Annotated in this window: 14 protein-coding genes and 1 other RNA gene; 6 read left to right on the top strand and 9 right to left on the bottom strand. The window is 60.0% G+C overall.

The genetic code is table 11. The features are described 5' to 3' along the window. Positions 1-103: 103 nt before the first annotated feature. Complete coding sequence (locus K0F88_RS20950; protein WP_094471481.1) at positions 104-1,804, bottom strand: bifunctional diguanylate cyclase/phosphodiesterase; 1,701 nt, start codon at positions 1,802-1,804, stop codon at positions 104-106. A 303-nt stretch (positions 1,805-2,107) separates the two neighbouring features. On the opposite strand from K0F88_RS20950, the gene K0F88_RS20945 reads away from it, so the two are divergent. After that, positions 2,108-2,422: a helix-turn-helix domain-containing protein gene (locus K0F88_RS20945; protein ID WP_094471480.1), complete on the top strand. Its 315-nt coding sequence runs from the start codon at positions 2,108-2,110 to the stop codon at positions 2,420-2,422. A 180-nt stretch (positions 2,423-2,602) separates the two neighbouring features. Here the strand turns inward: K0F88_RS20945 and ffs are convergent. The 6 genes from ffs to K0F88_RS20915 form a co-directional block, all read right to left on the bottom strand. Beyond that, positions 2,603-2,699, bottom strand: an RNA gene (gene ffs, locus K0F88_RS20940) — signal recognition particle sRNA small type. A gap of 184 nt (positions 2,700-2,883) precedes the next feature. Beyond that, complete coding sequence (locus K0F88_RS20935; RefSeq protein WP_219096394.1) at positions 2,884-4,050, bottom strand: putative zinc-binding metallopeptidase; 1,167 nt, start codon at positions 4,048-4,050, stop codon at positions 2,884-2,886. Between the two features lie 228 nt (positions 4,051-4,278). Beyond that, on the bottom strand, positions 4,279-6,636 hold the full coding sequence (ligA, locus tag K0F88_RS20930) for an NAD-dependent DNA ligase LigA (RefSeq protein WP_219096392.1): 2,358 nt from the start codon (positions 6,634-6,636) through the stop codon (positions 4,279-4,281). A gap of 171 nt (positions 6,637-6,807) precedes the next feature. Then, positions 6,808-7,662, bottom strand: a complete 855-nt coding sequence (zipA, locus tag K0F88_RS20925; protein ID WP_094471477.1) for a cell division protein ZipA — start codon at positions 7,660-7,662, stop codon at positions 6,808-6,810. A 258-nt stretch (positions 7,663-7,920) separates the two neighbouring features. After that, positions 7,921-11,409 carry a chromosome segregation protein SMC gene (gene smc, locus K0F88_RS20920; RefSeq protein WP_219096391.1) on the bottom strand — a complete coding sequence of 1,163 codons (3,489 nt, stop codon included), beginning with the start codon at positions 11,407-11,409 and terminating at the stop codon, positions 7,921-7,923. Between the two features lie 2 nt (positions 11,410-11,411). After that, on the bottom strand, positions 11,412-12,071 hold the full coding sequence (locus K0F88_RS20915; protein ID WP_109628876.1) for a GntR family transcriptional regulator: 660 nt from the start codon (positions 12,069-12,071) through the stop codon (positions 11,412-11,414). A gap of 266 nt (positions 12,072-12,337) precedes the next feature. On the opposite strand from K0F88_RS20915, the gene xdhA reads away from it, so the two are divergent. The 4 genes from xdhA to guaD all read left to right on the top strand — a co-directional run bounded on the left by xdhA (position 12,338) and on the right by guaD (position 18,485). Next, a complete protein-coding gene (gene xdhA / locus K0F88_RS20910; protein ID WP_219096390.1) occupies positions 12,338-13,792 on the top strand; it encodes a xanthine dehydrogenase small subunit in 1,455 nt (484 codons plus the stop codon). Beyond that, positions 13,785-16,184 carry a xanthine dehydrogenase molybdopterin binding subunit gene (gene xdhB / locus K0F88_RS20905; RefSeq protein ID WP_219096389.1) on the top strand — a complete coding sequence of 800 codons (2,400 nt, stop codon included), beginning with the start codon at positions 13,785-13,787 and terminating at the stop codon, positions 16,182-16,184. The genes xdhA and xdhB overlap by 8 nt, the downstream gene beginning before the upstream one ends. 142 nt (positions 16,185-16,326) lie before the next feature. Next, the gene (gene xdhC, locus K0F88_RS20900; RefSeq protein WP_219096388.1) at positions 16,327-17,172 is read left to right on the top strand and encodes a xanthine dehydrogenase accessory protein XdhC; all 846 of its coding nucleotides are present in this window, start codon (positions 16,327-16,329) and stop codon (positions 17,170-17,172) included. Between the two features lie 8 nt (positions 17,173-17,180). Further along, positions 17,181-18,485: a guanine deaminase gene (gene guaD / locus K0F88_RS20895; protein ID WP_219096387.1), complete on the top strand. Its 1,305-nt coding sequence runs from the start codon at positions 17,181-17,183 to the stop codon at positions 18,483-18,485. Positions 18,486-18,657: 172 nt separating this feature from the next. Here guaD and K0F88_RS20890 read toward each other — a convergent pair whose 3' ends face one another. Beyond that, positions 18,658-19,422, bottom strand: a complete 765-nt coding sequence (locus K0F88_RS20890; RefSeq protein WP_219096386.1) for a GntR family transcriptional regulator — start codon at positions 19,420-19,422, stop codon at positions 18,658-18,660. Between the two features lie 258 nt (positions 19,423-19,680). Here K0F88_RS20890 and K0F88_RS20885 point away from each other — a divergent pair, with 258 nt between their 5' ends. Beyond that, complete coding sequence (locus K0F88_RS20885) at positions 19,681-20,871, top strand: benzoate/H(+) symporter BenE family transporter (protein WP_219096385.1); 1,191 nt, start codon at positions 19,681-19,683, stop codon at positions 20,869-20,871. Positions 20,872-20,945: 74 nt separating this feature from the next. Here the strand turns inward: K0F88_RS20885 and K0F88_RS20880 are convergent, their stop codons facing one another. After that, a complete protein-coding gene (locus tag K0F88_RS20880) occupies positions 20,946-21,290 on the bottom strand; it encodes a YggL family protein (protein ID WP_007896965.1) in 345 nt (114 codons plus the stop codon). Between the last annotated feature and the right edge of the window lie 214 nt (positions 21,291-21,504).

Below are 21,504 nucleotides of genomic sequence, written 5' to 3'. Positions count from 1 at the left end.
CTTGCTCGCGAAAGCGGTGTGTCATTCAGCGCTGATGTCGACTGATACACCGCTTTCGCGAGCAAGCCCGCTCCCACAGGGGTCCAGCGGTGGTCTCAAAAGTTCAGCCCGCCTGATCCAGCGCCTGCCATTGCGGCGGCGCGACAAACCCGGCGACCCACGCCGGCACATCGGCAGGCGGCATTGGCCGGGCGATGAAATAGCCTTGAGCCACTTCACACCCCAGTCGCAACAGCAACTCACCGTGCTCGATACTTTGCAGCCCTTCAGCGATCACCTGCCGGCCAAACGCCCGGGCCAGGCCGATCACCGCGGTGGTCAGCGCCAAGTCATCGCGATCATCCAGGATGTCGCGCACAAACGACTTATCGATCTTGATGGTTTGGGTGCGCAAGCGCTTGAGGTAGCTCAGCGACGAATAGCCAGTGCCGAAGTCGCCCAGTGAAAACTGCACCCCCAGCGCCTGACAGGCCTGCAAACAGTCGCTGACGTGCTGGATATTCTCGACCGCCACCGACTCGACGATTTCCAGGTCGAGCATCTGCGGCGCAACGTCGGCATGCCGGGCGAGGACGTGCCTGAGCCGGTCGACGAAATCCGCGCGCTGAAAATGCCGTGCCGCGATATTAATACTGATCGGCCAACCCTGCCCCGCCTGCTGCCAGCGGTGCAACTGCGTCAGCACCTGATCCATCACCCATTCACCGATGTCGACGATCAGGTCCGTCTCTTCCACAAACGGCAAAAACTCCCGGGCCGGCACCATGCCGTTTTGCGGATGTTCCCAGCGCAACAGCGCCTCGAAGCCGACCACCACGCCAAGGCGCATGTTGACCTTGGGCTGGAAATGCAGACGCAACTCATCGGCGGCCAGCGCCTGGCGCACGCGCTCGACCGTCTGGTGAGTGGCCTTGACCTCCTGATCCCTGGACACGTCGAACAGATGGAATCGGTTGCGCCCGCGCTGCTTGGCCACGTACATGGCCTGATCAGCGTGACGCAACAGGGTTTCGGCATCTTCATGGTCGAGGGGAAACAGCGTGACGCCGATGCTGGCGAACACATTGATGTCCTTGCCATGCAACGTGTACGGCGCCGAAATCGCCCCCAGCACCCGGTTCAGCGCCGCACGTAATTCCGGCAGATCCCGCACGTAACGCAACACCAGCACGAACTCGTCGCCGGCCAACCGCGCCACGACATCTTCACCACGCACGATGTGGCGCAAACGCTTGGCGACTTCCACCAGCAATTGATCGCCACTGGCGTGACCGTAGCCGTCGTTGACCGCCTTGAACCCGTCAAGGTCGAGCATGCAGACGGCGAGCGGGATGTGTTCCTGCCGGGAGAACTCCAGCGCCTGGTCCAGCAGATCCGAGAGAAACGCACGATTGGGCAGCCCGGTCAGCACGTCGTGCCCGACCCGCCATTGCAGGGAATGCAACAGCTGGCGCTTTTCGCTGATGTCGAAACGAATCGACAGGTATCGATCGACCCGTCCGGTGTCGTCATTGAGTACCGGCACCATGGTGCTTTCGACCCAGTACAGGCTGCCGTCCTTGGCGCGATTGCAGATATCGCCCTTCCAGACGTTGCCCAGCGCGATGGTTCGCCACATGCCGGCGAAGAAATCAGCGGTGTGCACGCCGGAGTTGAGGAGACGGTGGTTCTGCCCGAGCAACTCGTCGCGGCTATAACCGGACACGGCGCAGAACTGATCATTGACGTGGGTGATCCGGCCGCTCAGGTCAGTCTCGGAAAAAATGGCGGCGGCATCCACGGCCCTGCGGTATTTCTCATCCATGAATCAGGCTCGCTGTCGCTAGCGGTGGGACTGCGCAAACACGTTTTCACTCCATGACCCGCATTTGATGACCGCGCAGAACCGAAGATCGGCTAGTCTCAAAAACCTCGTGCAAGGCCGGCAAAGGAGCGCAATGCTGGCGGTTTTGCATCGCCCATTTTTGGGAAACAGATCACCAATCACCCCTTATTGGCGGCGATTCTACGAAACGCATCACATTTTGCAAAGCAAGGTGATGGATCATGCAGTTGCCTAATGCAAAAATCTATCGTTAAGTTCTTGATTCTAAATGGGAATTGAGCGATGCAAATTTCAAGTTTGGGTCCGGCCATCCGACGCTACCGCAAGGTCGCGGGGCTTACTCAGGCTGAACTCGGCGAAAAAACCGGTTTTGACCCCAAAACCATCAGCCGCTTTGAAACCGGAACCTACACCCCCAGCGTCGAAGCCTTGTTCCTGCTTGCCGACGTGCTGGACGTAAAGCTGAAAGCCTTTTTCGCCGATCTGGGCGATGAAGATGAACAGCGGGCGTATCTGTTCGGTGTCATCCACAAAGCCACCCCGAAGGATCTGGGAAAGCTGATCGCAGCGGTTGACCAGGCCTTGTCCAAGCCTTAGTGGCGGAAATGAAAAAGGAGGCCGACGTGTCTTATACGACACGTCGGCCTCCTTTTTACGCTCATTACAGAAATCGGGAACGACAAAGAACCGCCTGGATCAAGCACCCTGGCAGCACACACAATAAGTATTTTCAGACAGAAAACGCGAGAGAGGGCTCGCGGTGCGTTATGGAGGCAACCCCACCAGCCACACCCCGGCACACAATGTTCCCGCTGTGGCTGCTTCCTTCCGGATCTGACCAGGTTCACGGGTAATCGTTGCGGGGGGACCGATGGGGTCACCATAACGACGCTCACCTGACGGCGAGCCGCGCCATTGTACCTATCTGAGACGAAGTTACAACCGTTCGGGGGGATTAAAAAATATGTGCTGGTTCAAGGACATGCAAAGTCTGCAGAACACCGTAGTCATGCAGCCGCTGTCGAGCTTGCGAGGCTGCTGCAAGTGAATGCAGGCGGCTACAGGTCTTGCAACACCTCATCCGCCCTGCCGCCCTCCTGCTGGATCACCAGATGGATGAAGTGCAGTTTGGCGATGACCGCTGGTGGCAGCACGAACGGATAGAAATCCGGCTGCCCCATGCTGCGCGACAGCTCGTTGAGCATGCCGGCCAGCTCGATCCACGCGTTAACGAACGACAGGAATGCCACGCCGCCGGGATGCTGCGGATCGTAGAGCGTGTCGAGCGGGAATGGCTGGTAGTCGAAATCCATCTCCCGCGCGCTCATGCCGAACCCCAGCGCCGTGTCCACCGCGTCCATCATGTGCAGGTAATGCGCCCAGGTTTCCGCCCAGTCTTCCCATGGATGCATGGTCGCGTAGGCGCTGACGCAATGTTGCTGCCAGTCCAGCGGCGCGCCTTGCTGATAATGGCGTTCGAGTGCCTCGGCGTAGCTGGCACGCTCGTCGCCGAACAGCCCGCGAAATGGTTCCAGCCAATGACTGTTGGCGATCAGCCGGTCCCAGTAATAATGCCCGACCTCATGACGAAAATGCCCGAGCAGCGTGCGATAAGGCTCGCGCATTTGCACCCGGACCTTTTCGCGGTGGGCGTCGTCGGCTTCCTTGATATCAAGGGTGATCAGGCCATTGGCGTGACCCGTGGTCGGCGGCTTGCCTTCTAGGTCGACACCGATGAAATCGAAGGCCAGACCGGTCTGTTCGTCGACGCTTTTGGGAATCACCTGCAATCCGAGGCTGATCAACTGCGCGACAAGACGACGCTTGGCGGTTTCGACCTGGCGCCAGCGTTCGTGGTTCTCGGCAATCGACAGATCAGGGATGGTGCGATTCAGGCTACAGGCGATGCACAGCGCATCGTGGTCATTGGCCGGCAGTAGCCAATTACACGCGGCCGGGGAATCGAGGTTGGCGCAGCGTCGGAACAGACCGGCGTCAGGGTCGGCGTCAAGCAACCAGGTATCCGCCTGCACACCCGGTTGCAGCGAGGACAGGCGGCTCTGTTCCGGCTGATAGCCCAACGCTGCCGAACAGGCCAGGCACTGGCTGTTGCGAAAGAACAGCGACTGCCCGCAGCGGCACTGCCAGACCTTGCTGTTGCGCGAACTTTCGCCGATGAAGGGCGCGGCGATGCGCGAGCTGAGCTGTTCGAAGAAGCGGTACATGGCGATCTCTCCCTGGGGCTTGCCAAGACTAGATCATTGCTGCGCGAAGATCGTTCCCACGATAAACCTGGCAGTGTGAATTGCTTTTGTGGCGAGGGGGCTTGCCCCCGTTGGGTTGCGCAGCAGCCCCAGCCCCGGCAATCGCATTATCACAGACAGATTGCGTGCGCCGGTTTTGCGACGACTGCGTCGCCGAACGGGGGCAAGCCCCCTCGCCACAGTCCAGGGTCAGACCGGGATGTCGTGTTTTTTCAGGAAATCGACAAACGCTTCTTCATCGAGCACCTTCAGTCCCAATTCATTGGCCTTGGCCAGCTTCGAACCGGCACCCGGCCCAGCTACCACACAATGGGTCTTGGCCGACACCGAACCGGCCACTTTGGCCCCGAGGCTTTCGAGTTTGTCCTTGGCAATGTCGCGGCTCATCAATTCCAGCGAACCGGTCAGCACCCAGGTCTGGCCCGCCAGCGGCAGGCCTTCGATGACTTTTTTCTCGCTCTGCCAGTGCATGCCGAAATCGCGCAGCTGTTTCTCAGCGGACTCGGCAATCTGGCGATTTTCTGCAATCGCGAAAAAATCTCGAACCGAATTCGCCTGTTTCTCGGGCAAGGCCTGGCGCATGTCCAGCCAGTCAGCGCTCATGACCGATTCCAGCGAACCAAACTTGTCCGCCAGCTTCTGCGCCCCACCCGGCCCGACCGAAGGAATGTGCAGCTTGTCGAGGAAACCGCCCAGCGTCGTGCTGGCGGCAAATTCGGCCCCCAACTCGCCCTGATCCTGAATCTGCAGGCCGTGCTCGAGCAACTTCGCAATAACCTGCTGGTTATGCGCATCTTCAAAGAAGCTGTGAATCTCGTGAGCCACTTCCAGGCCGACATCCGGCAAGTACGTGAGCACTTGCGGCAACGCCTGCTGAACCCGCTCCAGCGAGCCGAGAGAGCGCGCCAGCACCTTGGCCGTCTCTTCGCCGACATCAGGAATCCCGAGGGCGTAGATGAACCGTGCCAGGCTCGGTGTCTTGCTGTCCTTGATCGCAGCGAGCAGTTTATTGCTCGACAGCTCGGCGAAGCCTTCCAGATCAACGATGTCCTCGAACTTCAAGGCATACAGATCGGCGGGAGAACTCACCAGCCCCTCATCGACCAATTGCTCGACGCTCTTGTCGCCCAGACCTTCAATGTCCATCGCACGACGGGAGACGAAGTGAATGATCGCCTGCTTGAGTTGCGCCCCGCAGGCCAGACGACCGACGCAACGGTAGACCGCGCCTTCGCTGACGGTCTCGCGACCCTTGCTGCGCTTGACCAGTTGCGTGCGCTCGACATGCGAGCCGCAGACCGGGCACTTCTCGGGAATCTGCACTGGACGCGCATCGTCCGGGCGACGCTCCATGACCACTTGCACCACTTGCGGAATCACATCGCCCGCGCGGCGAATGATCACGGTATCGCCGATCATCAGGCCCAGACGCGCCACTTCATCCATGTTGTGCAACGTCGCATTGGCCACGGTGACCCCGGCGACCTTGACCGGTTTCAGGCGCGCCACAGGCGTCACGGCGCCGGTGCGCCCGACCTGGAATTCCACGTCGAGCAGTTCGGTGAGTTCTTCCATGGCCGGGAATTTGTGGGCAATCGCCCAGCGCGGCTCGCGAGCGCGGAAACCCAATTCACGCTGGGAAGCGATGCTGTTGACCTTGAACACCACGCCGTCGATTTCATAGGCCAGCCCGTTACGGCGCTCACCGATGTCACGGTAGTAATCCAGGCACTCATCGATGCCGTGCGCCAGTTTCAGCTCGCGACTGATCGGCATGCCCCAGGTCTGGAGCTGTTTGAGATTGCCAATGTGCGTGTCGGCAATGTCCGCCGAAATCTGGCCGATGCCGTAGCAGCAGAACTCCAGCGGGCGGTTGGCGGTGATTTTCGAATCCAGCTGGCGCAAGCTGCCGGCCGCCGCATTGCGCGGGTTGGCGAAGGTCTTGCCGCCGACTTCCAGTTGCGTGGCGTTCAGGCGCTCGAAACCGGCCTTGGACATGAACACTTCGCCGCGCACTTCCAGGGTCGCTGGCCAGCCGGTCCCCTGCAGTTTCAGCGGGATGTTGCGCACGGTACGCACGTTGACGCTGATGTCTTCGCCGGTGGTGCCGTCGCCGCGCGTCGCGCCGCGTACCAACACGCCGTCCTGATAAAGCAGGCTGACCGCCAGGCCATCGAGCTTCGGTTCGCAGCTGTATTCCACCGCCGCGCCGCCGCCAAACAAGTCACCGGCCGGCAGGTCCAGGCCTTCAGTCACCCGGCGATCGAACTCGCGCATGTCGTTTTCTTCGAAGGCGTTGCCGAGGCTGAGCATCGGCACTTCGTGGCGCACCTGAGTGAACGCCGACAGCGCTGCGCTGCCGACGCGCTGGGTCGGCGAGTCGCTGGTGATCAGGTCGGGATGGGCCGCTTCGAGGGCCTTGAGCTCATGGAACAACCGGTCGTATTCGACGTCCGGGATGCTCGGCTCGTCCAGCACGTGATAACGGTAGTTGTGCTGATCCAGCTCAGCGCGCAGCTCTAGAATGCGGGTTTTGGCGGCGGTCATGGGTGTTCTCTCATAAAGCAAAAGAGCAGCCGAGGCTGCTCAATCTGTAAACGCGGTTTAATCATTGTAGGAGCCGGCTTGCTGGCGATGGTAGTTTCGAGGACGCCATCGCCAGCAAGCCGGCTCCTACAAAGGTACGGGGTTATTACGACTTCCCGCACGTTGCCAATTTCAGCGCTTCTGGGTCAGGGCGCGGCGTTCGAATTCGACGATGCGCTGACGGTAATGCTCGATCGTCTGGGCGGTCAGCACGCTGCGCTGGTCGTCTTTCAGTTCGCCGTTCAGCTCCTGGGAAAGTTTGCGCGCCGCGGCCACCATCACGTCGAAGGCTTGCTTCGGATGACGCGGGCCTGGCAGGCCGAGGAAGAAGCTCACCGCCGGCGTGCTGAAGTGGTCGATGTCGTCCAGATCGAAGATGCCCGGCTTGACCGCATTGGCCATGGAGAACAGGACTTCGCCGTTGCCGGCCATGCTTTCGTGGCGGTGGAAAATATCCATCTCGCCGAAACGCAGACCGCTTTCCAGAATGTTCTGCAACAGCGCCGGGCCTTTGAAGCCGGCAGCGTCACGGCAGATCACGCTGATCACCAGCACTTCTTCGGCTTGCGGTTGTTCCTTGTCACTGATCGACGGCGAAGCCTTGGTGTCATCCGGGAAATCGTCGTCACGGCTGCTGAAGCTCGGGCCGCCGTCCAGATCCAGGCTGAGGTTCATGTCGCCCTGGGAAGGCTCGCCATGGCCACGCTTGCCGCGCTTGGAACCCGACTCACGCGGTTCACGGGCAGGCATGCTCACCGACGGCAGATCGTGCTCGTCCAGTTGCGGTTCTTTATGCGTATCAAGCACGCGGGGCGGGCCCAACAGCTCGGCGCTGGTGTCCTCGTCCGGCAGATTGGACAAACTTCGGTCAAGACGGAATTTCAGTTTTCCCTTGCCGCCGCGCATGCGACGCCAGCCATCGAAAAGAATACCGGCAATGACAATAATGCCGATGACGATCAGCCACTCGCGCAGACCGATTTCCATGTAATCCCGTGCCTCTATAAAAAATGCTGAAAAATAAGGGGTTTACAACTCGCAAACCGCTTTAAAACGTGGCGCCAACTCTATGTTCTGACAGGCGTTTTGCCCACGTATACGAAAAATTGACATTAAACTAGCACGACCAAAGGTAACTTTACACCGTCTGTCACAATGGCTTGCGCGAATATGTCGATTGGCCAGCAAGTCGAGACAGGTAAAAAAGTCCTACAGACCAAAAATACTTGCCCTACAAGCGCCGACTCAGGCCTCCACCATCGCCATCGCCTCCTCGACATCCACTGCCACCAGACGCGAACAACCCGGTTCGTGCATCGTTACCCCCATCAGTTGCTCGGCCATTTCCATGGCAATCTTGTTGTGGGTGATATAGATGAACTGCACCGTTTGCGACATCTCTTTGACCAGCCGTGCGTAGCGTCCAACGTTAGCGTCATCCAAGGGTGCATCAACTTCATCGAGCATGCAGAACGGCGCCGGATTCAACTTGAAGATCGCAAAAACCAGGGCCAATGCGGTCAGGGCTTTTTCACCACCGGAGAGCAAATGGATGGTGCTGTTCTTCTTTCCTGGCGGCTGCGCCATGATCGTTACCCCTGTATCGAGTAGATCTTCGCCCGTCAGTTCCAAATACGCGCGTCCTCCACCGAAAACTTTTGGGAAAAGGGCCTGTAAACCACCATTGATCTGATCAAAGGTATCTTTGAAGCGGTTTCGGGTTTCCTTGTCGATCTTGCGAATCACGTTCTCGAGGGTGTCCAGCGCTTCCACCAGATCGTCGTTCTGCGCATCCAGATAACGTTTACGCTCGGATTGTTGCTGGTATTCGTCGATGGCCGCCAGGTTGATCGCACCGAGGCGCTGAATCCGCGCCGTAATGCGTTCGAGTTCTTCTTCGGCGTCCTTCTCGTTAGCCTCGGCGGTCAGCGTGGCGAGCACGCCGTGCAGGTCGTAGCCGTCTTCCAGCAACTGATCTTCGAGCGCCTTGCGGCGCACGGTCAGGGCCTGCCATTCCATGCGCTGGGTTTCCATCTGGCCGCGAATCAACTGCGATTGCTGCTCGGCCTGATTGCGACGTTTTTCCGCATCACGCAATTCACGGTCAGCGTCTTCCAGAGCGATCTGCGCCGTTTTCAGTTCTTCGTCGACAGTCATGCGCTTGTCGAGCAACTCTTCGAGTTTCAGGCGCAGTTCTTCCAGCGGCGCTTCGCCCTCCTCCAGATTAAGGCTCAGCTGTTCACGTTTCTCGGTCAGGCGCTCAGACTGCATCTCCAGCCGCTCCAACGCCTGACGTGTGGAGTCGTGTTGCGCCTTGAGCGAACCCAGACGCACCGCCAGTTGATGGGCGTGATCCTTGTGTTGCCGGGCTTCCTGACGCACCCGATCAAGTCGCTCGCGCAGGCTGTCGCGCTGGGCCAGCAGCAACTCACGCTGCTCGGTATCCAGCGCCATGGCGTCGAGGGCTTCCTGCAATTGCAGGCGCGCTTCACCGATATTTTCGTGCTCCAGCGCGCGTTGCTCAGCCAATTCGGTGAGTTCTTCGTCCAGGCGTGTACGGCGCAAGGTCAGTTGTTCGGCCTTGGCTTTGCCGGCAGACAACTGGGCTTTCAATTCACCTTGCTGACGCGCTTCGTCTTGCAGCAAACGACGCAAATGTTCGCGGCCGTTTTCCTGCTGACGCTGCTGCGCCCTGAGCGTCTGAAGTTGGGTTTCGAGGGTTTCGACCGTGGCCTCGCGCTCTTCGCGCTCGATGCTCAGTCGCTGGATCTCCTGACCCCGGGCGAGTACGCCGCTTTCCGCTTCGCTGGCCCGGCGAACACGTAGAAAGTGTCGGCCAACCCAATAGCCGTCGCGGCTGATCAAGCTCTGGCCGACGGTCAGCTGACTGCGCAGGGCCAACGCTTGCTCAAGATTCTCAACCGGTTTGACCTGCCCCAACCAGGGCGACAGATCGATCTGCGCTTCAACCTTGTCAAGCAGGCTGCCCGGCACTCGCACGCCATCGCTGGCCGGGCTGAGCAAACGCAAATCGCCCTGGGTAAAACCGGCCAGATCGAAATCGCCGAAGTCATCCACCAGCACCGCTTGCAGGTCGGCACCGAGCACGGTTTCCACCGCCAGCTCCCAACCGGCTTCAACTTTCAGGCCTTCGGCCAGACGCGGACGGTCCGCCAAATGTTGTTCGCGCAGCCATTCAGCGGTGCCGGTGCCCGGATCGAGCGCGGCTTGCTGCAAGGCTTCAAGAGACGCGAGACGACCGTTCAGGCGTTGCAAATCGCCCTGGGCCTGCTGCTGATTCTGCAGCGCCAATTGCAATTCCTGACGCAGTTGCTCAAGGCGTTCGACCTGGGCTTCTTCGCTGGCCTGCAAATCTTCGAGGGTTGCTTCGCTCGCGGCCAATTGCTCGCTGAGTTCCATGATCGCCGCGTCTTCCGGGTCCGCCGAGAGCAACGCGCGCTCTTCGCCAAGGCGCTTCTGGCGATCGGCCAGACGCTCCATGCTGGTTTCGAGTTGCTGAATGCGTGACTGCTGGACCTCGGACTGGCGGCGCGGCTCGGCGGCCGTGAGGTTGAAGGTGTCCCACTGCTCCTGCCAGCCGTGCATGGTGGTCTCGGATTCTTCCAGCGCGGCGGCAGCTTCTTCGGCGGCGGCGCTGGTGACTTCCTGCTCCGGCGTGAGCATGTCCAGCTCTTCACCGAGGGTCAGCAGCAACGTGCGGTCGTGGCCGAGGTGCGATTCGGTTTCCAATCGCGCACGCTCGGCTTCTTTCAGATCATCCTGCAACTGCCGCAAACGCTGCTGACCATGCTGGATGCTCTGCTCGACCCGGGCAATGTCGCCGCCGACCGAATAGAAGCGCCCCTGCACCAGATTGAAGCGCTCTGACAGGTCGTGGTGCCCGTCACGCAAGCGCTCGATGGCCGCATCGGCGTTGCGCTGTTCAGCGACCAACGCTTCGAAGGTGACTTCCTGATTGCCAATGACTGCTTCGCGCTGCCCAACCTGTTCGTTCAACGCCTGCCAGCGCAGCGCCGACAGTTGGGCCTTGAGCTGACGCTCCTCGCCTTTGTATTCCTGATACTTCTTGGCGGCCTCGGCCTGGCGGTGCAAACGCTCAAGCTGGCGCTCAAGCTCTTCACGCAAATCGGTCAGGCGGGCAAGGTTTTCATGGGTGCGACGAATGCGGTTTTCGGTCTCGCGCCGACGCTCCTTGTACTTGGAGATACCCGCCGCTTCTTCGATAAAGTTACGCAGGTCTTCGGGCTTGGACTCGATCAGCTTGGAGATCATCCCCTGCTCAATGATCGAATAGCTGCGCGGGCCCAAGCCTGTGCCCAGAAAGATGTCGGTGATATCGCGACGACGGCATTTGGTGCCGTTGAGGTAGTAGGTGGTCTGGCTGTCGCGGGTCACTTTGCGGCGAATGGAAATTTCCGCGTAGGCGGCGTATTCGCCAAGCAGCGTGCCGTCGGAGTTATCGAATACCAGTTCGATACTCGCCTGGCTCACCGGCTTACGGCTGGTCGAACCGTTGAAGATGACGTCGGTCATCGACTCGCCGCGAAGGTTCTTCGCCGAACTTTCGCCCATCACCCAGCGAACGGCGTCGATGATGTTCGACTTGCCGCAGCCATTGGGCCCGACCACCGCCGCCATGTTGCTGGGGAAGTTCACCGTGGTCGGGTCGACGAAGGATTTGAACCCTGCCAGTTTTATGCACTTGAGTCGCACGCTTAAGCGTCCGTCAGGGCAGAAACCACCAGATCGCTGCTGCGCTGGGCATAGGCCGTCAGCACTTCGCGGATCTGCGGAAAGTCACGGGCCAGCACAGCGGCGAGCAAGCGTTCGAACAGTTCGAGGAACTCGCTCATCGAGGCCTTGCGCTGGTCCAGGGCGAGGAAATACGCACGGCTCATCGCCGGTTGCAGGTTCTCGACGGTTTCCTGCAAGTACGGGTTATTGGCAAACGGGTACGCGGCGCGCATCACATTGAAGCTGTCGTCGACGAAGGTGCGGATGTCCTGACGCTCATAGCTGGCGGCCAGGCGCTGCTGGATCTGCACGAACGGCGCCATGTCAGCCTGGACCTGCCAGCCTTTGGCGACGGCGTTGCCGAGCAAAATGTACAGCTCGCTCATCAGCGTGCACAGGCTCTGCACCTTGTGTGCGGTGAGCTCGGTGACGTGGGCACCACGTCGCGGCAGGATCGCGATCAGGTGGCGGCGCTCGAGAATCAGCAAGGCTTCGCGGACCGATCCGCGGCTGACATTGAGGGCCAGCGTGACCTTCTGTTCCTGGATGCGCTCCCCGGGCTTCATTTCGCCACGAATGATGCGTTCGGCGAGGTGGTGAGCAATTTGCTCGGCGAGGCTGTCCGGCGCCTTGAACGTCATGGTTGTCCTTCAAACTCTTCGATCTGCACAAGCGGCGCAGTGTAGCGCACATGAAGGGTCATGGCGGAGTGCCCACTCAGCGGTTTTTGGCACGAATCAAGCAAAAAGCAGGCTAACCCGCGAGGGTCAATAATGAAGGAACGAGTCGTTGATCGACAAAATGCTGTTTCCTGACCTTTAAGTCAGAAAATCATTGACCGCAAAGTCAGACCTGATAAATTCGGTCCAAGTCGGTTAACAACAATAATGAGTCTGCGAGGCCTTCCGTGATCCAGTTTTTACTTAACCAGGAACTCCGTAGCGAGCACGCCCTGGACCCAAACCTGACCGTGCTCAATTATCTGCGCGACCATGTGGGCAAACCCGGCACCAAAGAAGGCTGCGCCAGCGGTGACTGCGGCGCCTGCACCGTGGTGGTCGGCGAGTTGCAAACGGATGACGCTGGCCGCGAACACATTCGCTATCGCAGCCTCAACTCGTGCCTGACGTTCGTGTCGTCATTGCACGGCAAACAACTGATCAGCGTCGAAGACCTCAAGCACCAGGGCGAACTGCACAGCGTGCAGAAAGCCATGGTCGAGTGCCACGGTTCGCAATGCGGCTTCTGCACCCCGGGCTTCGTGATGTCGCTGTTCGCGCTGCAAAAAAACAGCGATCAACCCGATTCCCATAAGGCCCACGAAGCGCTGGCCGGCAACCTGTGCCGTTGCACCGGTTATCGACCGATTCTGGAAGCCGCCGAGCAATCCTGCTGCGGTAAACAACCGGATCAATTCGATGCCCGCGAAGCCGATACCATCGCTCGCCTGAAAGCCATCGCACCTACCGACATCGGCGAACTCAACAGTGGCGACAAGCGCTGCCTGGTGCCGCTGACCGTGGCCGATCTGGCTGACCTCTACGACGCTTATCCACAGGCCCGGCTACTGGCCGGCGGTACGGATCTGGCGCTGGAAGTCACCCAGTTTCATCGCGCGTTGCCGGTGATGATCTACGTCGGCAACGTTGCCGAAATGAAGCGCATCGAACGCTTCGACGATCGCCTGGAAATCGGCGCCGCCACCGCCCTCTCCGATTGCTACGAAGCCTTGAAAGCCGAATACCCGGATTTTGGTGAATTGCTGCAACGCTTCGCTTCTTTGCAGATCCGCAACCAGGGCACCCTCGGCGGCAACATCGGCAACGCCTCTCCGATCGGTGACTCGCCTCCCCTGCTGATTGCGTTGGGCGCGCAAATAGTCCTGTGCAAAGGCGACATCCGCCGCACGATGGCGCTGGAAGATTACTTCATCGATTACCGGGTCACCGCGCGCCAGGAAAGCGAGTTCATCGAGAAAATCATCGTACCCCGTGCCAGCGCCGAACAGCTGTTCCGCGCCTACAAAGTTTCCAAGCGCCTGGACGATGACATTTCCGCGGTTTGCGCCGCCTTCAATCTGCGCATTGAAAACGGCGTGATCGCCGACGCCCGCGTCGCCTTCGGCGGCATGGCCGCAATTCCGAAACGTGCGAATCACTGCGAAACCGTGTTGCTCGGCGCGCCATTCAATCACGCCACCGTCGAACGCGCCTGCGCCGCACTGGCCGAAGATTTCACGCCGCTCTCGGACTTCCGCGCCAGCAAGGAATATCGCCTGCTCAGCGCGCAAAACCTGCTGCGCAAATACTTCATCGAACTGCAAACGCCGCACATCGAGACTCGGGTGACCGCTTATGTCTAACCATCACGCCGTAGAGAAGACCCAGGCCGAACTGGCTGAACTGTTCGCCAAGGACCTGACCACCGGTGTCGGCCGCAGCGTCAAGCACGACAGCGCCGCCAAGCATGTGTCCGGTGAAGCGCAGTACATCGACGACCGGTTGGAGTTTCCGAATCAGCTGCACCTTTACGCACGCCTGTCGGACCGTGCCCACGCGAAAATCATCAGCATCGACACCAAGCCCTGCTACGCCTTCGAAGGCGTGCGCATCGTCATTACCCACGAAGACGTGCCGGGCCTGAAAGACATCGGCCCCTTGCTGCCGGGCGATCCATTGCTGGCCATCGACGACGTGCAATTCGTCGGTCAACCCGTACTGGCCGTCGCTGCGAAAGATCTGGAAACTGCACGCAAAGCCGCCATGGCCGCGATCATCGAATACGAAGATCTCGAGCCGGTGTTGGACGTGGTTGAAGCGCTGCGCAAACGCCACTTCGTGCTCGACAGCCACACCCATCAGCGTGGCGATTCGGCCGGCGCATTGGCGACTGCCGAACACCGTATTCAAGGCACGCTGCACATCGGCGGCCAGGAACACTTCTACCTCGAAACCCAGATCTCTTCGGTGATGCCGACCGAAGACGGCGGGATGATCGTCTACTGCTCGACGCAGAACCCCACCGAAGTGCAGAAACTGGTGGCCGAGGTTCTGGACGTGTCGATGAACAAAATCGTCGTCGACATGCGCCGCATGGGCGGTGGTTTCGGCGGCAAGGAAACCCAGGCTGCGAGCCCGGCATGCCTGTGCGCAGTCGTCGCGCACCTCACCGGCCAGCCGACCAAGATGCGCCTGCCGCGCGTTGAAGACATGCTGATGACCGGCAAGCGCCATCCGTTCTACGTCGAGTACGACGTCGGCTTCGACAGCACCGGTCGCCTGCACGGCATCGCCCTGGAACTGGCCGGCAACTGCGGTTGCTCGCCAGACTTGTCGGCGTCGATTGTCGACCGTGCGATGTTCCACGCCGACAACTCGTACTACCTGGGCGACGCGACCATCAACGGTCACCGTTGCAAGACCAACACCGCGTCGAACACCGCTTACCGTGGCTTCGGCGGCCCGCAAGGGATGGTCGCCATCGAGGAAGTGATGGACGCGATTGCCCGGCATCTGGCCCTCGATCCGCTGGCGGTGCGCAAGGCCAACTACTACGGCAAGACCGAGCGCAACGTCACCCATTACTACCAGACCGTCGAGCACAACATGCTCGAGGAAATGACTGCCGAACTGGAAGAAAGCAGCCAGTACGCCGAGCGTCGTGAAGCGATCCGTCGCTACAACGCCAACAGTCCGATCCTGAAAAAAGGCCTGGCGCTGACCCCGGTCAAATTCGGTATTTCCTTCACTGCCAGCTTCCTCAACCAGGCCGGTGCGCTGATCCACGTCTACACCGACGGCAGCATCCACCTGAACCATGGCGGCACGGAAATGGGTCAGGGTTTGAACACCAAGGTTGCGCAGGTGGTGGCCGAAGTGTTCCAGGTGGAAATGGACCGCGTGCAGATCACCGCTACCAACACCGACAAGGTGCCGAACACCTCGCCGACCGCTGCCTCCAGCGGTGCCGACCTCAACGGTAAAGCCGCACAGAACGCCGCTGAAATCATCAAGAAACGCCTCGTGGAATTCGCTGCGCGCCAGTACAAGGTCAGCGAAGAAGACGTGGAATTCCACAATGGCCATGTACGGGTTCGCGATCACATCCTGACGTTCGAAGCGCTGATCCAGCAGGCGTATTTCGCCCAGGTGTCGCTGTCGAGTACTGGCTTCTACAAGACCCCGAAAATCTTCTACGACCGTAGTCAGGCACGTGGTCGTCCGTTCTACTACTACGCGTTCGGTGCAGCGTGCTGCGAGGTCATCATCGACACCCTGACCGGCGAGTACAAAATGCTGCGTACCGACATCCTCCACGACGTCGGCGACTCGCTGAACCCGGCCATCGACATCGGCCAGGTCGAGGGCGGTTTCATCCAGGGCATGGGCTGGCTGACCATGGAAGAACTGGTGTGGAACAACAAAGGCAAACTGATGACCAGCGGCCCGGCCAGCTACAAGATCCCGGCTGTGGCCGACATGCCGCTGGACCTGCGGGTGAAACTGGTGGAAAACCGCAAGAACCCGGAAGACACGGTGTTCCATTCCAAGGCCGTGGGCGAGCCGCCGTTCATGCTGGGCATCGCGTCGTGGTGTGCGATCAAGGATGCGGTGGCGAGCCTCGGTGACTACAAGCATCAACCGAACATCGATGCGCCGGCGACCCCGGAGCGGGTGTTGTGGGGGTGTGAGCAGATGCGGCAATTGAAGGCGGCGAAGGCTGTTGAGGCTGAAGCCGAGTTGGCTTCGCTCTAAGGACCGAGTCGCGCCCATCGCTGGCAAGCCAGCTCCCACAGGATTTGCCAGGACTCCAAATTCTGTGAACACCACAAAACACTGTGGGAGCTGGCTTGCCAGCGATGAGGCCCGAACAGACAACAGAAATGTTGAGGTGAATATGTACAACTGGATCGACGCCCTCGCCGACCTGCAATCCCGGGGTGAACCCTGCGTGTTGGTGACCATCATCGAAGAGCTCGGCTCGACGCCGCGCAATGCCGGTTCGAAGATGGTCATCAGCGCCACCCAGGCCTACGACACCATCGGTGGCGGGCACCTGGAATACAAGGCCATGCAGATCGGCCGCGAGATGCTCGCCAGCGGCAAGCAGGACACGCACCTGGAGCGCTTCAGCCTCGGCGCCAGCCTCGGCCAGTGCTGCGGCGGCGTGACCGTGTTGCTGTTCGAACCGATGGGCCAGGTCCAGGCGCAGATCGCCGTGTTCGGCGCAGGCCATGTCGGTCGGGCGCTGGTGCCGCTGCTCGCCAGCCTGCCCTGCCGGGTGCGCTGGATCGATTCGCGGGAAGCGGAATTCCCGGAACAGATCCCCCACGGCGTGCGCAAAATTGTTGCCGAAGAACCGGTGGATGAAATCGACAACCTGCCCGCCGGCAGCTACTGCATCGTCATGACCCACAACCACCAGCTCGACCTCGAACTCACCGCCGCGATCCTCAAGCGCAACGACTTCGCCTACTTCGGCCTGATCGGTTCGAAGACCAAACGGGTGAAGTTCGAACACCGCCTGCGGGACCGCGGTTTCGACAGCGCCGTGCTGCAACGCATGCGCTGCCCGATGGGCATCGGCGAAGTCAAAGGCAAGTTGCCTGTGGAAATCGCCATCTCCATCGCCGGCGAGATCATCGCCACCTATAACGCCAGTTTCGGCCAGCAAACAGCCAGCGCCGGATCATCGATTGCCAAACTGCTGCCTGCGTCACGCCGCAGCCAAGCCTCCCACTGAGAAAGCTCATGCCTCTGACTCGCAAAGCCTACCGCGCCGCCATCCTGCACAGCATCGCCGACCCCGCCGAAGTGGGCATCGAAGCCTCGTATGAGTATTTCGAAGACGGCCTGCTGGTGGTCGATAACGGCCAGATCAGCGCCCTCGGCCACGCCAGCGACTTGCTGCCGACCCTGCCCACCGATATCGAGATCACTCATTATCAGGACGCGCTGATCACCCCCGGCTTCATCGACACTCACATTCATTTGCCGCAAACCGGCATGGTCGGCGCTTACGGCGAGCAGTTGCTGGATTGGCTCAACACCTACACCTTCCCGTGTGAAAGCCAGTTTGCTGACAAGGCTCACGCTGATGAAGTCGCGGACATTTTCATCAAGGAACTGCTGCGCAACGGCACCACGACGGCGCTGGTGTTCGGCAGCGTGCATCCGCAATCGGTGAACTCGTTTTTCGAAGCCGCCGAGCAGCTGGACCTGCGGATGATCGCTGGCAAAGTGATGATGGACCGCAACGCCCCGGACTACCTGACTGACACCGCCGAATCCAGTTACGTGGAAAGCAAGGCGCTGATCGAGCGCTGGCACGGCAAGGGCCGCCTGCATTACGCGGTGACCCCGCGCTTCGCCCCCACCAGCACCCCGGAACAACTGACCCTCGCCGGCCAGTTGCTCAGCGAATACCCCGACCTGTACATGCAGACCCACATCAGCGAAAACCTGAAGGAAGTCGAGTGGGTCAAGGAACTGTTCCCCGAGCGCAAGGGCTACCTCGACGTTTACGATCACTACCAGTTGCTGGGCGAGCGCTCGGTGTTCGCCCACGGCGTGCACTTGTGCGACGACGAATGCGCGCGGCTGGCGGAGACGGGTTCGGCGATTGCTTTCTGCCCGACCTCGAACTTCTTCCTCGGCAGCGGCCTGTTCAATTTGCCGATGGCCGAGAAGCACAAACTCAATGTTGGTTTGGGCACGGACGTGGGCGGCGGCACCAGTTTTTCGCTGCTGCAAACGTTGAACGAAGCCTACAAGGTCATGCAACTGCAAGGTGCGCGCCTGAGCCCGTTCAAATCGCTGTACCTGGCGACATTGGGCGGTGCGCGTGCACTGCGTCTGGAAGACAAGATCGGCACGCTGAAACCGGGCACCGACGCGGACTTCCTGGTGCTGGACTACAACGCCACGCCGCTGCTGAGCTATCGCTTGAAGCAGGCCAACAACATTGCCGAGACGTTGTTTGTATTGATGACACTGGGGGATGACCGGACCGTGCTGCAGACGTATGCGGCGGGGAATCAGGTGCATCAGCGCTAAGTTCTTCCGGGCATAAAAAATCCCCCGTTGCTTTACCGCACTGGGGGATTTTTGTTGCCTATCAGATTGCTATCGCGGGCAAGCCTGCTCCCACAGGATCGCGGTGAGCGTGCAACCGACATCCATCCTGTGGGAGCGTGGCTTGCCCGCGATGGGCGCGCCTCGTTCTACCTTAGAGCTTGACCGCAGGCCGCCCCGGCTTCTTGGTCTGCAATAAATGCGAGAACACCGCATGCAAATCATCCGACGCGCTTTCCTCGTCGAGGTTGAGCTTGCTGTCGATGTGATCCATGTGATGCATCATCAGGTTCACCGCCAACGCACCATCACGCGCTTCGATGGCGTCGATCAATTGGGTGTGCTCGTCGTAGGAACAGTGGGAACGGTTGCCGCTTTCGTACTGGGCGATGATCAGCGAAGTCTGGGACACCAGGCTGCGCTGGAAGCTGATCAACGGCGCGTTTTTCGCCGCTTCGGCCAGTTTCAGGTGGAATTCGCCCGACAGACGGATCCCGGCGCCGCGATCGCCACGGGAGAAGCTGTCGCGCTCATCGTTGACCATCTGCCGCAGCTCGGCAATCTGCTCGGCAGTCGCGTGCTGAACCGCCAGTTCAGTGATCGCCCGCTCCACCAGACGCCGCGCCAGGAACACCTGACGGGCCTCTTCAACACTGGGGCTGGCGACCACGGCGCCACGGTTCGGACGCAGCAGCACGACGCCTTCATGGGCCAGGCGCGACAGCGCGCGGCGAATGATGGTGCGACTGACCCCGAAAATTTCCCCCAGCGCTTCTTCGCTCAACTTGGTGCCGGGCGCCAGACGCTGTTCGAGGATGGCCTCGAAGATATGCGCGTAGACAATATCGTCCTGGGTACCGCTGCGGCCTGCTTTGCCTGCTCGCGGTTGTTTCTTTAGGGGCTGCAACTGTTCGTTCATGGGCACTCGAGTCGGGAGAACTGCGGCGAATTGACCGTGACTGTAATACGGCACAGTGGGTCGCTGGCAAGTATCGCGTAAAAAACACCGCGATTGTACACAATGGATGGTGGCAACACGACTGTACGGCTGTTTGTCGCTTCTGCTGTATCGCAACGGTTGGTTACTTTTGAGTTTAGGCTTGATCGCAGAATCCGCAGCCTGAATGCAATCCCTGTAGCAGCTGGCATCTCCATCAGAACAAGGAACACCGCTGTCATGAACGACGCCACGCACACGCAGCTCCGCCCCTTGGCCGATACGTCACCGTCGGCGATCGTCGCCGGCTTCATCGCGATGATGACCGGTTACACCAGTTCTCTGGTCCTGATGTTTCAGGCGGGACAAGCGGCGGGACTGACCAGTGGGCAGATTTCGTCGTGGATCTGGGCGATCTCGATTGGCATGGCGGTGTGCTCGATCGGCCTGTCCCTGCGGTATCGCACGCCGATTACCATCGCCTGGTCGACCCCCGGTGCAGCGTTGCTGATCACCAGTCTCGGCGGCGTGAGCTACGGCGAAGCCATCGGTGCCTACATCACTTGCGCAGTGCTGGTGACGATTTGCGGCCTGACCGGCAGCTTCGAACGGTTGGTGAAAAAGATTCCGGCGTCATTGGCCGCGGCGTTGCTGGCGGGGATTCTGTTCAAGATCGGCAGTGAAATCTTCGTCGCCGCGCAGCATCGCACCGGGCTGGTGCTGGGGATGTTCTTCACTTATCTGTTGGTCAAGCGCCTGTCGCCGCGCTACGCGGTGCTCGCAGCGTTACTGATTGGCACGGCGCTGTCCGGGTTCATGGGGCTGCTGGACTTCAGCGGTTTCCATCTGGAACTGGCAACGCCGATCTGGACCACGCCGCACTTCTCCCTGGCCGCGACTATCAGCATCGGCATTCCGCTGTTTGTGGTGGCGATGACTTCGCAAAACATGCCTGGCATCGCGGTTTTGCGCGCCGACGGCTACACCGTGCCCGCCTCGCCATTGATCACCACCACAGGCATCGCCTCGCTGCTACTGGCACCGTTCGGCTCCCACGGGATCAACCTGGCGGCCATCAGCGCGGCGATCTGCACCGGGCCGCATGCCCATGAGGATCGCAACAAACGCTACACGGCGGCGGTCTGGTGCGGGATTTTCTACGGGATTGCCGGGGTGTTTGGCGCAACGCTGGCGGCCTTGTTTGCGGCGCTGCCTAAAGAGTTGGTGCTGTCGATTGCGGCGCTGGCACTGTTCGGCTCGATCATCAATGGTCTGAGCATTGCCATGACCGAAGTGAAAGAACGTGAGGCGGCGCTGATTACCTTTATGGTCACGGCGTCCGGGCTGACGCTGTTTTCCATTGGGTCCGCGTTCTGGGGGATTGTGGCGGGGGTGTTGACGCTGGTGATCTTGAATTGGCGTAAAGCCTGAAACGAGGCTGCGTGCTTTTGATCTTCCGGACATAAAAAAACGGCGACCCTTGGGCCGCCGCTTCTTTTATGACATCAAGCTACCGGATTGATCGGCTTTTCCGGGTACCAGACGTCGATCAGCGGGCTGACGGTTGCTTCGGTCAGTTCGCTGCGGCCCTTGAGCCAGGCTTCAACAGCAGCGCGCTGCTCTTCGGACACCGAGCCACGCTTCTGCAGGCAAACCAGACCGAAGTCGTCGCCGCCAACATAACCCAGACCGTTGGCTTCCATGGCTTCTTTCAGGAACGCGTCGAGGAAAGCATCAATGGCTTCATCAGCCAAATCTTCTTTGAAATCCAGGTTCAGTTCGAAACCCAGCTCTTGAAATTCATCGACGCACAGTTTTTTGCGCAGACGCTGGGAACGGTTAGTCGCCATTGGAACAATCCTCATAAGTAATAACGGGCGGCACTTTAGCAGTTTAAGCCGCTAATTGCCCGACTCTCTGGGGCGCGTCGTTGACCGTCGGTAAAAAAATTGCGGATTAGAGGGCCACGGCAAGGCACAAGCCGTTACACCTTGGGGCATAATGCCGACACTTTCATGACCACTGAGGGAATTTATCTTCATGCCCTCGCCTTTTTTCCCCTCG

It is taken from the genome of Pseudomonas sp. UMAB-40 (genome assembly GCF_900095275.1).
GTDB classification, from domain to species: Bacteria; Pseudomonadota; Gammaproteobacteria; order Pseudomonadales; family Pseudomonadaceae; genus Aquipseudomonas; species Aquipseudomonas mandelii_B.
Note: the sequence above shows the minus strand (reverse complement) of the source record. Positions and strands in the feature narration are given on the sequence as shown.

What these genes read in the sequence shown, in the direction of transcription:
- xdhB (WP_219096389.1), top strand. Translation starts at nt 13,785, where the DNA reads ATGTCTAACCATCACGCCGTAGAGAAGACCCAGGCCGAACTGGCTGAA.
- ligA (WP_219096392.1), bottom strand. Translation starts at nt 6,636, where the DNA reads ATGACCGCCGCCAAAACCCGCATTCTAGAGCTGCGCGCTGAGCTGGAT.
- xdhC (WP_219096388.1), top strand. Translation starts at nt 16,327, where the DNA reads ATGTACAACTGGATCGACGCCCTCGCCGACCTGCAATCCCGGGGTGAA.
- K0F88_RS20945 (WP_094471480.1), top strand. Translation starts at nt 2,108, where the DNA reads ATGCAAATTTCAAGTTTGGGTCCGGCCATCCGACGCTACCGCAAGGTC.
- K0F88_RS20935 (WP_219096394.1), bottom strand. Translation starts at nt 4,050, where the DNA reads ATGTACCGCTTCTTCGAACAGCTCAGCTCGCGCATCGCCGCGCCCTTC.
- K0F88_RS20885 (WP_219096385.1), top strand. Translation starts at nt 19,681, where the DNA reads ATGAACGACGCCACGCACACGCAGCTCCGCCCCTTGGCCGATACGTCA.
- K0F88_RS20890 (WP_219096386.1), bottom strand. Translation starts at nt 19,422, where the DNA reads ATGAACGAACAGTTGCAGCCCCTAAAGAAACAACCGCGAGCAGGCAAA.
- zipA (WP_094471477.1), bottom strand. Translation starts at nt 7,662, where the DNA reads ATGGAAATCGGTCTGCGCGAGTGGCTGATCGTCATCGGCATTATTGTC.
- K0F88_RS20915 (WP_109628876.1), bottom strand. Translation starts at nt 12,071, where the DNA reads ATGACGTTCAAGGCGCCGGACAGCCTCGCCGAGCAAATTGCTCACCAC.
- K0F88_RS20950 (WP_094471481.1), bottom strand. Translation starts at nt 1,804, where the DNA reads ATGGATGAGAAATACCGCAGGGCCGTGGATGCCGCCGCCATTTTTTCC.
- guaD (WP_219096387.1), top strand. Translation starts at nt 17,181, where the DNA reads ATGCCTCTGACTCGCAAAGCCTACCGCGCCGCCATCCTGCACAGCATC.
- K0F88_RS20880 (WP_007896965.1), bottom strand. Translation starts at nt 21,290, where the DNA reads ATGGCGACTAACCGTTCCCAGCGTCTGCGCAAAAAACTGTGCGTCGAT.